This is a genomic window from Stenotrophomonas nematodicola (assembly GCF_009467805.1).
Classification (GTDB): domain Bacteria; phylum Pseudomonadota; class Gammaproteobacteria; order Xanthomonadales; family Xanthomonadaceae; genus Stenotrophomonas; species Stenotrophomonas nematodicola.
In genome coordinates, this window is the sequence record NZ_WIAY01000003.1 from 403,912 (window position 1) to 415,847 (window position 11,936).

The 11,936-nt window shown below is 68.0% G+C and carries 11 protein-coding genes; 6 read left to right on the plus strand and 5 right to left on the minus strand.

Annotated elements, in window-relative coordinates:
- Window positions 1-51: 51 nt before the first annotated feature.
- The 4 genes from GDJ08_RS12720 to tsaD form a co-directional block, all read right to left on the minus strand.
- Complete coding sequence (locus GDJ08_RS12720; RefSeq protein ID WP_136007066.1) at window positions 52-2,226, minus strand: glycoside hydrolase family 3 N-terminal domain-containing protein; 2,175 nt, start codon at window positions 2,224-2,226, stop codon at window positions 52-54.
- Window positions 2,227-2,362: 136 nt separating this feature from the next.
- Window positions 2,363-3,637 (minus strand): mechanosensitive ion channel family protein, encoded by a 1,275-nt coding sequence (locus tag GDJ08_RS12725; RefSeq protein WP_017357565.1) that lies wholly within the window; start codon window positions 3,635-3,637, stop codon window positions 2,363-2,365.
- Window positions 3,638-4,012: 375 nt separating this feature from the next.
- Window positions 4,013-4,375 (minus strand): dihydroneopterin aldolase, encoded by a 363-nt coding sequence (gene folB, locus GDJ08_RS12730; RefSeq protein WP_136007126.1) that lies wholly within the window; start codon window positions 4,373-4,375, stop codon window positions 4,013-4,015.
- A 219-nt stretch (window positions 4,376-4,594) separates the two neighbouring features.
- On the minus strand, window positions 4,595-5,620 hold the full coding sequence (gene tsaD, locus GDJ08_RS12735) for a tRNA (adenosine(37)-N6)-threonylcarbamoyltransferase complex transferase subunit TsaD (protein WP_153164992.1): 1,026 nt from the start codon (window positions 5,618-5,620) through the stop codon (window positions 4,595-4,597).
- 166 nt (window positions 5,621-5,786) lie between these two features.
- On the opposite strand from tsaD, the gene rpsU reads away from it, so the two are divergent.
- The 6 genes from rpsU (at window position 5,787) to GDJ08_RS12765 (ending at window position 11,039) form a co-directional block, all read left to right on the plus strand.
- On the plus strand, window positions 5,787-6,002 hold the full coding sequence (gene rpsU / locus GDJ08_RS12740; RefSeq protein ID WP_002808376.1) for a 30S ribosomal protein S21: 216 nt from the start codon (window positions 5,787-5,789) through the stop codon (window positions 6,000-6,002).
- A 135-nt stretch (window positions 6,003-6,137) separates the two neighbouring features.
- On the plus strand, window positions 6,138-6,584 hold the full coding sequence (locus GDJ08_RS12745; RefSeq protein WP_136007121.1) for a GatB/YqeY domain-containing protein: 447 nt from the start codon (window positions 6,138-6,140) through the stop codon (window positions 6,582-6,584).
- 111 nt (window positions 6,585-6,695) lie between these two features.
- A complete protein-coding gene (locus GDJ08_RS12750) occupies window positions 6,696-7,646 on the plus strand; it encodes a YihY/virulence factor BrkB family protein (RefSeq protein ID WP_229296519.1) in 951 nt (316 codons plus the stop codon).
- Window positions 7,647-7,712: 66 nt separating this feature from the next.
- Window positions 7,713-9,443, plus strand: coding sequence for a DNA primase (dnaG, locus tag GDJ08_RS12755; RefSeq protein ID WP_153164993.1), 1,731 nt, complete (start codon window positions 7,713-7,715; stop codon window positions 9,441-9,443).
- A gap of 47 nt (window positions 9,444-9,490) precedes the next feature.
- On the plus strand, window positions 9,491-9,988 hold the full coding sequence (locus GDJ08_RS12760; protein ID WP_423669464.1) for a protein tyrosine phosphatase family protein: 498 nt from the start codon (window positions 9,491-9,493) through the stop codon (window positions 9,986-9,988).
- Between the two features lie 52 nt (window positions 9,989-10,040).
- Window positions 10,041-11,039, plus strand: a complete 999-nt coding sequence (locus GDJ08_RS12765; RefSeq protein WP_153164995.1) for a bile acid:sodium symporter family protein — start codon at window positions 10,041-10,043, stop codon at window positions 11,037-11,039.
- Between the two features lie 36 nt (window positions 11,040-11,075).
- Here GDJ08_RS12765 and GDJ08_RS12770 read toward each other — a convergent pair whose 3' ends face one another.
- Window positions 11,076-11,891, minus strand: coding sequence for a TraB/GumN family protein (locus GDJ08_RS12770; RefSeq protein ID WP_423669406.1), 816 nt, complete (start codon window positions 11,889-11,891; stop codon window positions 11,076-11,078).
- Window positions 11,892-11,936: the final 45 nt, after the last annotated feature.

The following is an 11,936-nucleotide window of genomic DNA, read 5'->3' on the forward strand; positions in this document are numbered from 1 at the left end:
CGTCAGCCAAGGATGACGAGCGCGGTGCCGGCCAGCCGCCGGCACCGCCGATCAACCGGCGAGCAGTTCGAAGATCACCGGCTCGCCGCTGGCCGAAGAGGCGCACACCCACAGGTCGAACTGCCCCGGTTCGGCGCCGAACACGCCGTCGCGGCCGGTGAACCCGAGCGCATGGCGATCCAGGGTGAACTGCACCTGCGTGCTCTGCCCCGGCTGCAGGGCCACCTTGCGGAAGTCTTTCAGCTCGCGCACCGGACGCACGCGGCTGGCGACGCGGTCGTGGATGTACAACTGCACCACTTCCTCGCCGGCCACCGCGCCGGTGTTGGTCAGCGTGGTGGTGATGGTCAGCGTGTCGTCCCAGCCCAGCGTCTTGCTGCTCAACTGCGGCACACCGTAGTCGAAGGTGGTGTAGCCCAGGCCGTGGCCGAACGGGTACAGCGCCGCGTTGGGAATCTCGCGCCAGCGCGCCTTGAACTCCGACATGGTCGGCAGTTCCGGGCGACCGGTGCGCGGATGGTTGTAGAAGAAGGGCTGCTGGCCGGACACCTGCGGGAAGCTCACCGGCAGACGGCCGGACGGGTTGTAGTCGCCGAACAGCACATCGGCCACGGCCGGCCCGGTCTGGGTGCCCAGGTACCAGGTCACCGCCACCGCCTGCGCGTTGCGGACGGCCCCCTGCAGCGCCAGCGCACGGCCATTGCGCAGCAGCACCACCAGCGGCTTGCCGGTCATCGCCACCGCTTCGGCGAGCGCCTGCTGCGCCGGCGGCAGGGTGATCTCCACCCGCGACTGCGCCTCACCGCTGTAGCGCTGCGGTTCGCCCAGCGCCAGCACCACCACATCGGCGCGCAGCGCAGCGGCCACGGCCTGTTCGATGCCGTCCTGCAGGGGCGCTTCCAGCGCGCAGCCCGGGACGATTTCCAGCAGGGCCTCATCGCTGATGGCCGCGCGTACGCCGGCTTCCAGCGTGACATAGCGCGACTTGTCGCCGAACAGCGTCCAGCAGCCTTCGATGTTGTCGCGGTCCTGCACGAACGGACCGATCAGCGCGATCTTCTGCCCGGCCTTCTTCAGCGGCAGCACGTCGCCGTCGTTCTTCAGGAGCACGATCGAGCGGCGCGCGGCATCGCGCGACAGCGCGTCGTGCGCGGCGATGTGCGCGGTATCGGCTTCACGCGCCAGATCCAGCGAGCGGTAGGGATCGTCGAACAGGCCAATCGCTTCCTTCAGCCTGAGGATGCGGCGCACCGATTCATCCAGCGTGGCCATCGGCACCTCGCCACTGGCGACCAGGCCCGGCAGATGTTCGGCGTAGAAGCCGCTCTGCATGCTCAGGTCCAACCCGGCGGTGAACGCCTTGGCGGTGGCATCACGGTCGTCGGCGGCATAACCGTGGGCGACCAGTTCCATGTCGGCGGTGTAATCGGAGATCACCACGCCCGGGAACTGCCATTCGCCGCGCAGGATGTCGGTCAGCAGTTCGGCATTGGCGCTGGCGGGCACGCCGTTGATGTCGTTGAAGGACGACATCACGGTGAGCGCGCCGGCCTCGAAGGCCGCCTTGAACGGCGGCAGGTGGACATCGCGCAGAGTCTGCGGGGAGATGTCGACCATGTTGTATTCCATGCCGGCCATCACCGCGCCATAGGCGGCAAAGTGCTTCGGCGTGGCCAGCAGCGCATCGGCCGCACGCAGGTCCGGGCCCTGGAAGCCGCGCACGCGGGCGGCGGCGAACGCACAGCCCAGCACCACGTCTTCACCGGCACCCTCGGCGCCACGGCCCCAGCGCTGGTCGCGGGCAATGTCCACCGCCGGCGCATACGTCCAGTGCAGGCCCGCGGCAGTGGCTTCCACCGCCGTGGCGCGCGCGGTGCGCTCGGCCAGCTCCGGCTCGAAGCTCGCGGCCTCGCCCAGCGGGATCGGGAACACGGTGCGCATGCCGTGGATGACATCGGCTGCCAGGATCACCGGGATGCCCAGGCGGCTCTCTTCCAGCGCCACCTGCTGGATGCGGCGGCCGGCTTCCACGCCCACGCCGTTGAACAGCGACCCCACCTTGCCTTCGCGGACCTGTTGCAGCACCTGGTCGGCGTTGCTGACGTTCGCTTCCGGATTCACATCCGGCGCGAACGGCCGGACCATGTCCGCGAACACACCCAGCTGGCCGACTTTTTCTTCGACGGTCATCTGGGCAATGAGGGTTTCGATGCGATCGGCGGCCACCGGCTGTCCTTATGAAAACGTTTACAAGGCCGGGATTCTAGCGTTCCCGAGCCCGTTGTGAATGATTTTGGCGTTCATTTTTCTTCCCCGTGGGGAAATTCCGGCGTCGCAGGGGCGCCGCCGGGGGCAGAGGAGCTTACTCCGCGAAGGCGCGCTGCTGCTGCGCAGCCATCAACATGGCATCGCTCGACGCCTGGAATACCCGCAGCCCAAAGGCCGGCAGGATCGCCAGAAGGTGGTCGAACACATCCGACTGCACGCCTTCGTAGTCGGCCCAGGCGGTGGTCCGGGTGAAGCAGTAGATCTCCAGCGGCAGGCCTTCCGTGGTGGGCTGCAGCTGCCGTACCAGCAACGTCATGTCCGTATGGATGCCCGGGTGCTGGCGCAGATAGCGTTCAACATACGCGCGGAAGGTGCCCAGGTTGGTCACCCGGCGCGCGTTGATCGCGTCCATGCCCTTGGCACGCAGGTCGGCGTTCCACTGCTCCAGCTCGGCCTGCTTGTCGCGCAGGTACTCGCGCAGGACCGCGAACTGCTCCAGCCGGGCCAGCGCCGTCGCATCCAGAAAATCCACGCTGTGCTGGTCCAGGTACAGCGCGCGCTTGATCCGGCGTCCGCCGGCCTCCTGCATGCCGCGCCAGTTCTTGAACGACTCGGTGACCAGCTTCTTGGTCGGGATGGTGGTGATGGTCTTGTCGAAGTTCTGCACGGTGATGGTGTGCAGGGCGATGTCGATCACATCGCCATCGGCGTTCTGGCTGGGCATCTCGATCCAGTCGCCGAGCCGCACCCGGCCATCGCCGCTGATCTGCACGCTGGCCACCAGCGACAGGATGGTGTCCTGGAAGATCAGCATCAGCACGGCGGTGGCCGCGCCCAGACCGGTGACCAGCGGGCCGAGTTTCACGCCGAGCAGGGTCGCCACGATCGACAGGCCGGCGATCACGAACACCACGATCTTCACGACCTGCAGGTAGCCCTTGATCGGCTTGTTGCGCGCGTCCGGGCGGCGCTCGTACAGATCGTTGGCCGCATCCAGTGCGTGCGAGACGGCCAGCGCCACGGTCAGCACCGCCCATGCCCGGCAGGCCCCCATCACGAACTCCACCAGCTGGGGCGGCAGGCCCGGCACCACCTGGACGCCGGCGGCGATGACCATGCTGGGCACCACGTTGGCCAGGCGCGAGATCACCCGCAGGTTGTTGCGGCCTTCATTGCCCGCTCCATTGCCGGGCAGCCGGTTGACCAGCTTGCGCAGGCCGCGCAGCAGGATCCGCTTGGTGACAAAGTTGGCCAGCCAGGCGGCCAGCGCCACGGCTGCCACCACCACCAGGGTGTACGCCCAGGGCCAGGGTTCGAGGGTGCGCTGCAGGTCCTGCAGCCATTGGGGTGCCACTACCGCATCAAGCATGGTGGGGGGTCTCCAAATGCGTGCGTTGCCGGGCAGAGCCCGGCATTACGGGTTTGCGTTGCCGGGCAGAGCCTGGCATTACGGGTGTGCGTTGCCGGGCAGAGCCTGGCATTACGGGTGTGCGTTGCCGGGCAGAGCCTGGCATTACGGGTGCGCGTTGCCGGGCAGAGCCCGGCACTACGGGTTTGCGTTGCCGGGCAGAGCCTGGCATTACGGGTGCGCGTTGCCGGGCGGAGCCTGGCATTACGGGTGTGCGTTGCCGGGCGGAGCCTGGCATTACGGGTGTGCGTTGCCGGGCAGAGCCTGGCATTACGGGTGCGCGTTGCCGGGCAGAGCCCGGCACTACGGGTTTGCGTTGCCGGGCGGAGCCCGGCATTACGGGTGCTGGGTGGCGGTGCGTTCGATGATCACGCCGACCGCGCGGGCGCCGCGTACCGCGCCCGGCTTGCTCAGCTTCAGCCGCAGCCACTCCACGTTGAACTCGCGCAGCACGATCTCGGCGATGCGTTCGGCCAGTGTCTCCACCAGGCCGAAGTCGGACTCGCGCACGAACTGCTCGATGCGCTTGCTGACGGCTTTGTAATTGAGGGTATCGGCGATGTCGTCGCTGGCGGCCGGGCGGCGGTTGTCGAAGCCCATTTCCAGGTCGAAACGCAGGGTCTGGCGGATCCGCCGTTCCCAGTCGTAGATCCCGATCAGGGCGTCGATCTCGAGCCCTTCGATGAATACCTTGTCCATAGGAATGCCACGTGGAAGATGGCGAACATGGTAACGGGCCGGTCCGGAACGTGCCGGGAACCCGGAACGAAGCGCCATCGCCGATGCACTCGCGCTGCAGTACGGCCCGCAGTGGCCGTGGTGCCCAAATGCGCAGAGTTCGACCACTGGATGCAACGCGAGAAGACCGTGACCCAGCGCCTGCATCAACGGCCGGTCTGATGCGGCCGCTGAGGCGTCCTACACCGCCGGCAGCGTAGCCATGTCCCAGCGCGGGGTGACCTGCACCTGCGGCGGGGTGTGCTGCCCCGCTTCCAGCCGCAGCGCGCCGGCGAAGGCAATCATCGCGCCGTTGTCGGTGCACAGCGCCGGGCGCGGGAAGCAGACGCGGCCGCCACGGCGGCGGGCCATCTCGTCCAGGCGGGCGCGCAGGCGCCGGTTGGCCCCCACGCCACCGGCCACCACCAGCACGTCGCAGCCGGCGGCATCCAGCGCGCGGTCGCACTTGATCGCCAGGGTTTCCACCACGGCATCTTCAAAGCCACGGGCGATATCGGCGCGGGTCTGCTCGCTCTGGTCGCTGTCGCGCCAAGCCAGCAGCACCTGGGTCTTCAGGCCGGAGAAGCTGAAATCCAGCCCGGGGCGATCGGTCATCGGCCGGGTGAAACGGTACTTGCCCGGTGTTCCACGCTCGGCCAGCGCAGCCAGCTGCGGCCCCCCCGGATACGGCAGGCCCATCAGCTTGGCGGTCTTGTCGAAGGCCTCGCCGGCCGCATCGTCCAGGGTCTCGCCCAGCAGGCGGTACTGGCCGATCCGGTCCACCGCCACCAGCTGGGTATGGCCTCCGGACACCAGCAGGGCCACGAACGGGGCCTCCGGCGGGTCGTCTTCCATCAGCGGGGCCAGCAGATGACCCTCCATATGGTGGACACCCACCGCCGGCACCTCCAGCGCCCAGGCCAGCGAACGGGCTGCGCCGGCGCCGACCAGCAGGGCACCGACCAGCCCCGGACCGGCGGTATAGGCCACCCCGTCGATGTCCGAGACCTGCATGCCGGCCTCGGCCAGGGTCTGCCGGATCAGCGGCAGCAGCTTGCGCACGTGGTCGCGGCTGGCCAGTTCGGGCACCACCCCACCGTATTCAGCGTGGAGGGCGATCTGGCTGTAGACCGCATGGGCGCGCAGGGCGTCGACACCGGACAGCGCGGTGTCGTACACCGCCACGCCGGTCTCATCGCAGGAAGATTCGATACCAAGGACTCGCATAACGCGTATTATGGACCTCTTGAGGCCCGGCAGATGCACCGCCAGCCCATCTGACACCACCTGTGGCCAAGAAGTTTGCCGGGGTGGGTTGCAACTTCTTTTGTCGCCGCTATAATGTGCGGCTCTCACCGGGCGTGACCCGGTTCTACTGTGTCCCGGAGATTCCATGCCCAGCGTCAAAGTCCGCGAGAACGAGCCCTTCGAGTTTGCGCTCCGTCGCTTCAAGCGCACCTGCGAAAAGGCCGGCGTGCTGGCCGAAACCCGCAAGCGCGAGTTCTACGAAAAGCCGACCCAGGAGCGCAAGCGTAAGGCTGCTGCTGCTGTGAAGCGTCAGCTGCGCCGCTCGTCGCGCGACGTTACCAAGCGTCAGCGCCTGTACTGATCGGACGCAACTTCGATGCGGCAGGCCTGTCCTGTCGCGGCGGAGCCGAAGCCGGAACGCGCAAGCGTTACCGGCTTTTTGCGTTCCCGTCCCCAGCTATCGATTGCCCCCTCTTCCACCGATACGAGGTGTTCCATGAGCCTGAAGCAGCAGCTCACCGATGACATGAAGGCCGCCATGAAGAGCGGCGAGAAGCACCGCCTGGGCGTGATCCGCCTGATCAACGCGGCGATCAAGCAGAAGGAAGTGGACGAGCGCATCGAGCTGGACGACGCCGCCGTTGTTGCCGTGCTGGACAAGATGGTCAAGCAGCGCAAGGACTCGGTCACCCAGTACGAAGCGGCCAATCGTGACGACCTGGCGCAGATCGAGCGCGATGAGCTGGTGGTCATCGACCAGTATCTGCCCGCCAAGATGGGCGAAGCCGAGATCGTGGCCGCCATCCAGGCCGCCATCGCCGAAACCGGCGCGACCGGCGCAGCGGACATGGGCAAGCTGATGGGCGCATTGAAGCCCAAGCTGGCGGGCCAGGCCGACATGGGCCTGGTGTCCAAGCTGGTCAAGGCGCAGTTGGCCGGCTGAGCGCCCGCATGCAGCGCCCGTCCCGTGGCGGGCGCCGATCATCGACGCGCGTGGTGCAGCACTGCGCGCGTTTCACCCGGTCTTCGAACCGGGGCTGCTAGAAATCCCGGCATGTCTTCGCTGCCCCCTTCTCCGGCGCCCGACCCGGCGCACGACCCCTCCCGCGTTCCGCACCGCCTGCGCAAGTATGTGGACCGGCTTGAACGCAGCTTTCCGGTTGCCGTGGGCAAGCGCTTTGTCGAGGTGGACGTACTGACCCAGGCCGCTTCGTTGTCCTTCTATGCGCTGCTGTCGATGGCGCCGCTGCTGGTCCTGCTGCTGTGGCTGACCGCCTCGCTGTATCCGCCGGCCCAACAGGCGCTGATCGCACAGATCCACGACGTCGCCGGCAGCAGTGCCGCCACCGTGGCCGACACCGTGCTCAGGAACGCCGACAACCAGCCCGATGTCGGCTCGCTCGCCGGCGTGTGGAGCACGCTGCTGTTGTTCATCGGCGCCACGGCGGTGTTTGCGCAGCTGCAGAACGCCCTCAACCTGATCTTCAACACCAGCGGCGAGCGCCTGGACGGCATCGTGGCGTGGCTGCGCAAGCGGGTGTTCTCGTTCGGCGTGGTGCTCGCCCTGGGTTTCCTGCTGATCCTGTCGATGACCGCCACCACCATGCTGCAGGTGGCCTTCGCGCAGTTGCCCTCGGTGCTGCCGGCCGTGGGCTACCTGACCAGCCTGGCCCTGTACACGGTGGGCTTCGCCTTTCTCTACCACTACCTGCCGGACCGCCGCGTGGCGTGGCGCCAGGCCTTCATCGGCGGCGCGATCACCTCGGCGCTGTTCGCGCTGGGCCGCTATGCCATCGGCCTGTACATCGCTACGGTCGCCCCTGGCAGCGCCTACGGCTCGATGGGCGCGCTGGTGATCTCGCTGGTGTGGATCTACTACGCCACTGTGGTGTTCTTCGTGGGCGCGCTGATGACCGCGGTGGTCGATGAGCGGCTGCGCGCCCGGTTCCACCTGGCGCGGGCCGGGATCGCCGCGCCCAAACCGGGCGAAGTGGCCGGCAGCTAGTAGACTAGTCCGGTCCCCCGCTGCCCTGCGTGGCCGTTCTCCGGCCGCGCCACCTGCCTGCTGCCTATGGCCCGTATCCCCGACGCATTCATCGATGACCTGCTGGCCCGCTCCGACATTGTCGAGGTGGTGGGCAGCCGCGTGCCGTTGAAACGCCAGGGCAAGGAGTATGCGGCGCGTTGCCCGTTCCACGACGAGCGCTCGGCCTCGTTCACCGTTTCCCCGACCAAGCAGTTCTATCACTGCTTCGGCTGCGGCGCGCATGGCACCGCGATCAGCTTCCTGATGAACTACGACCGCCTGGAATTCCTCGACGCAGTCGACGAACTGGCCAAGCGCGTCGGCATGGAAGTACCGCGCGATACGCAGCCGCGCACGGCGCAGCAGCAGGATGACAGCCGCGATCTGTACTCCGCGCTGGATGCGGCCACGCGCTTCTTCCAGAAGTCGCTGGAGGGCAGCGACAAGGCCCGTGCCTACCTGGACCAGCGTGGCGTGGACGAAGAGAACCGCGCGCGCTTTGCGATCGGCTATGCGCCCGATGGCTACAGCGCGCTGAAGGATGCGCTGGGCAAGGACGAGCGGCGCATGAAGCTGCTCGACCGCGCCGGCCTGTTCTCCAAGAACGACCGCGGGCACGTCTACGACAAGTTCCGCGACCGGGTGATGTTCCCGATTTTCGATCGCCGTGGCCGCGTGATCGCCTATGGCGGCCGGGTCATGGAAAAGGACGATGGGCCCAAGTACCTCAATTCGCCCGAGACCGCCCTGTTCCACAAGGGCCGCGAGCTGTACGGCCTGTGGCAGGTGCGCCAGGCCAACCAGAAGATCGAGCGGCTGATCGTGGTCGAGGGCTACATGGACGTGGTCTCGCTGTTCCAGTTCGGCGTTACCCAGGCGGTGGCCACGCTGGGCACGGCGACCACGCCGGACCATGCCGAGCTGCTGTTCCGCAACGCGCCGGACGTGTTCTTCTGCTTCGACGGCGATGCCGCCGGTCGCCGCGCCGGCTGGCGTGCGCTGGAATCGGTGCTGCCGCGAATGAAGGATGGCCGTCAGGCCTTCTTCCTGTTCCTGCCCGATGGCGAGGACCCGGACACCATCGTGCGCAAGGAAGGCCGCGAAGGCTTCGATGCCCGTCTGCAGCAGGCCACGCCGCTGTCGCAGTTCTTCTTCGACGAGCTCACCCGCGAGGTCAACATGGCCACGCTGGACGGCAAGGCGCGGCTGGCCGAGCGCGCCAAACCGATGCTGGCGCAGATTCCCGACGGCGCCTTCGGCGACCTGATGAAGCAGCAGCTGACCGCGCTGACCGGGCTGGGCGCCAAGCCGGGTGCGGCCACGCCGGTCGCGCGCCCGCCATCGCGCGCGGTCGCTCCGGCGCAGCGCCGCAGCCTGGTGCGCGCGGCCATCGCCATCCTGCTGCAGCAGCCGTCGCTGGCGATGACCCTGGAGGGGCATCACTTCAACGGCCTGCGCCTGCCCGGCGTGGACCTGCTGCTGGAACTGCTGACCCTGGTCGAGCAGCGGCCCGATATCAGCACCGGTGCCCTGCTGCAGCACTTCGACGGCCGCGAGGAACAGGAGGCGCTGCACAGACTCGCCGCGCAGACATTGCCCGGCGACGAGGCGATGTGGACCCAGGAACTGCACGATGCGGTCGCCCAGCTGGAAAAGCAGCTGTTGATGCAACGTCTGGACGAGCTTCAGGCAAAGCAGAGCCAGCAGGGTCTGGACGATACTGACAAGTACGAGCTGCGCGAACTGCTCAAAGCGCGCAGCACCATCCGCTTCTGACCGACGGAGCTGCCGTGGCACCCCACATCGCGCGTCCCGCTGCATCGATCGTCCACTGGCGCCGTGCCGGCCTGATCGCCGCGCTGCTCGCGCTGGCCCTGCCCGCCTGGGCCGCGACGCTGCCGTTCGCGCAGCCACGGCCGCAGCTCTACACCGCCGGCCAACCCAGCGCCGCCGAACTGCAGCAGGCCGCCGCCGCGGGGATCACCACCCTGATCGACCTGCGCCAGCCCGACGAGAAGCGCGGGTTCGACGAAACCGCCGCTGCCGAACGCCTGGGCCTGCGCTATGTCCGCATCCCGGTTGCCGGCGCTGCCGGCCTCACCGACGCCAATGTGCAGGCCCTGCGCACCGCGCTGGCACAGAGCCAGGGCCCGGTCCTGCTGCACTGCGCCTCCGGCAACCGCGTCGGCGCCCTGCTGGCGCTGATGAAGGCCCGGCAGGGCGCGTCGGTCGAAGACGCACTGCAGTTCGGCCGCGATGCCGGCATGACCTCGCTGGACGCCAGGACCCGCGTCCTGCTTGAACAGGACACCGCGCGTTGATCCAGTACGCGTGTCCGTCCCCCCTTCCCCCCACGACAGGAGCATGCCGCGCATGACGCCCTGGTGGTCGCGCCTGCGGCCGGACAACTTCACCCTCGCCCTGCTCTGCACCGTGCTGCTGGCCTCGCTGCTGCCCATGCACGGCGCCGCGGCAATGGTGCTCGACGATGTCACCGACGTCGCCATCGCCGCCCTGTTCTTCCTGCACGGCGCGCGCCTGCCGCGCGAGTCGATCGTCGCCGGCATGCTGCATTGGCGGCTGCACCTGACCATCCTCGGCTGCACCTTCGTGCTGTTCCCCCTGCTGGGGCTGCTGTTCAAACCGCTGGACGGCTGGCTGCTGACGCCGGAGCTGTACATCGGCGTGCTGTTCCTGTGCGCGCTGCCCTCGACCGTGCAGTCGTCGATCGCCTTTACCTCGATGGCACGCGGCAACGTGCCGGCCGCCGTCTGCAGTGCCTCGTTGTCGAGCATCCTCGGCGTGTTCCTGACCCCCCTGCTGCTGACGGTGCTGGCCGGTACCGAAGGCGGCATGCAGAACCCCGTGCATGCCATCGTGAGCATCATGCTGCAGCTGCTGGTGCCGTTCGTGGCCGGCCACCTGCTGCGGCCGTGGATCGCCCGCTGGGTGGAGCGGCAGCGCGCGCTGCTGCGCTACACCGACCAGGGCACCATCCTGCTGGTGGTGTACTCGGCCTTCGGTGAAGCGGTCAGCGAAGGGCTGTGGAGCAAGACGCCGCTGCTGTCCCTGCTCACGGTAGCTATCGTGGCGGCGGTACTGCTCGGCATCGCCATGCCGACGATCCGCTTCATCGCACGGCGGCTGGGCTTCAACCGCGAAGACGAGATCACCATCCTGTTCTGCGGCTCCAAGAAGAGCCTGGCCACCGGCGTGCCGATCGCCAAGGTGTTGTTCGCCGGCGGCAGCCTCGGCGCGATCGTGCTGCCGATCATGATCTACCATCAGATCCAGCTGATCGTCTGCGCGATGATCGCGCAGCGGTATGCGCGGGATCCGGTGAAGCCGGTGAAAGGTGGTGGAGGGCAGTGAGCCCGTTCCAACGTGTACGCCCTGTCGCCAGCCCGTTCAATCGACCAGACGGCCAACACTGAGCTGCGGCATCCACACCACCAGATCGTAGCTGCGCCGTGGATGCGTATCGACGCGCGGCGCGTGTGCCGGCTGTTCGACCAGCGATCGCGGGCCGCAGCGGTCCAGGCAGGCCCACGCCTCTCCGCGCAGCGCGTCCAGGCGTACGCTGTACAGCGGCAGATCGCGCAGTTGCGCTGACATCGGCTGCTGCTGCATCTCCGCCGGTGCGCCCTGCGGGCGCGCGCGCAGCGCATGCGCGTTACCGGTGAGCACCAGCATCCGCGCATCGGCAGGCAGCGCGCTGAACTGCTGCCGCAGGTGGGTTGCCATCGCCGTATCGCGCGTCTGGTTGTCCTTTGAGGTGCCGGTTTCCACGTCATAGCCGGCAATGCCCACATCGCGGCCCTGGGCGCGCAGCGCGCGCACCGCGTCGATGAGGTCCAGCATGTTGCTGCTGCGGCGCCCGTCATGCTGATCGTCCTTGACCGCCCAGAACGGCGAAGTGCGCAGCGCGTCGCGCGCGTCGGCACCGCCGTCCGAGCGCAGATAGCGCGCCAGGGCCGCGTTCTCGCTCATCGGCAGTTCCAGCGCCAGCCGCACGGCGGCATTGTCGCGGCTGTAACGCTCCGTCAGGTCGGCCACCAGCAGCGGCGTTTCGGCGGTGCCGTGGTACTCGCCGAGCACGACCAGGCGGTGGTCGCCGGCGTGCGCCATGATCTGCGTGGCCGTGTCATCGGGCGCAGGCGCGGCCATCGCCGCGCTGCACAGCAGCGTCATGGCCAGCACTGCGCTTGGCATCCATCGTTTCATGCCGTCACGTCCTGTTGGGTCATGAAAGCAATGGCGACAGTTGCC

Coding starts and splice junctions, on each gene's coding strand:
- GDJ08_RS12725 (WP_017357565.1), bottom strand. CDS start 3,637: ATGCTTGATGCGGTAGTGGCACCCCAATGGCTGCAGGACCTGCAGCGC.
- folB (WP_136007126.1), bottom strand. CDS start 4,375: ATGGACAAGGTATTCATCGAAGGGCTCGAGATCGACGCCCTGATCGGG.
- tsaD (WP_153164992.1), bottom strand. CDS start 5,620: ATGCGAGTCCTTGGTATCGAATCTTCCTGCGATGAGACCGGCGTGGCG.
- rpsU (WP_002808376.1), top strand. CDS start 5,787: ATGCCCAGCGTCAAAGTCCGCGAGAACGAGCCCTTCGAGTTTGCGCTC.
- GDJ08_RS12745 (WP_136007121.1), top strand. CDS start 6,138: ATGAGCCTGAAGCAGCAGCTCACCGATGACATGAAGGCCGCCATGAAG.
- GDJ08_RS12750 (WP_229296519.1), top strand. CDS start 6,696: ATGTCTTCGCTGCCCCCTTCTCCGGCGCCCGACCCGGCGCACGACCCC.
- dnaG (WP_153164993.1), top strand. CDS start 7,713: ATGGCCCGTATCCCCGACGCATTCATCGATGACCTGCTGGCCCGCTCC.
- GDJ08_RS12765 (WP_153164995.1), top strand. CDS start 10,041: ATGACGCCCTGGTGGTCGCGCCTGCGGCCGGACAACTTCACCCTCGCC.
- GDJ08_RS12770 (WP_423669406.1), bottom strand. CDS start 11,891: ATGAAACGATGGATGCCAAGCGCAGTGCTGGCCATGACGCTGCTGTGC.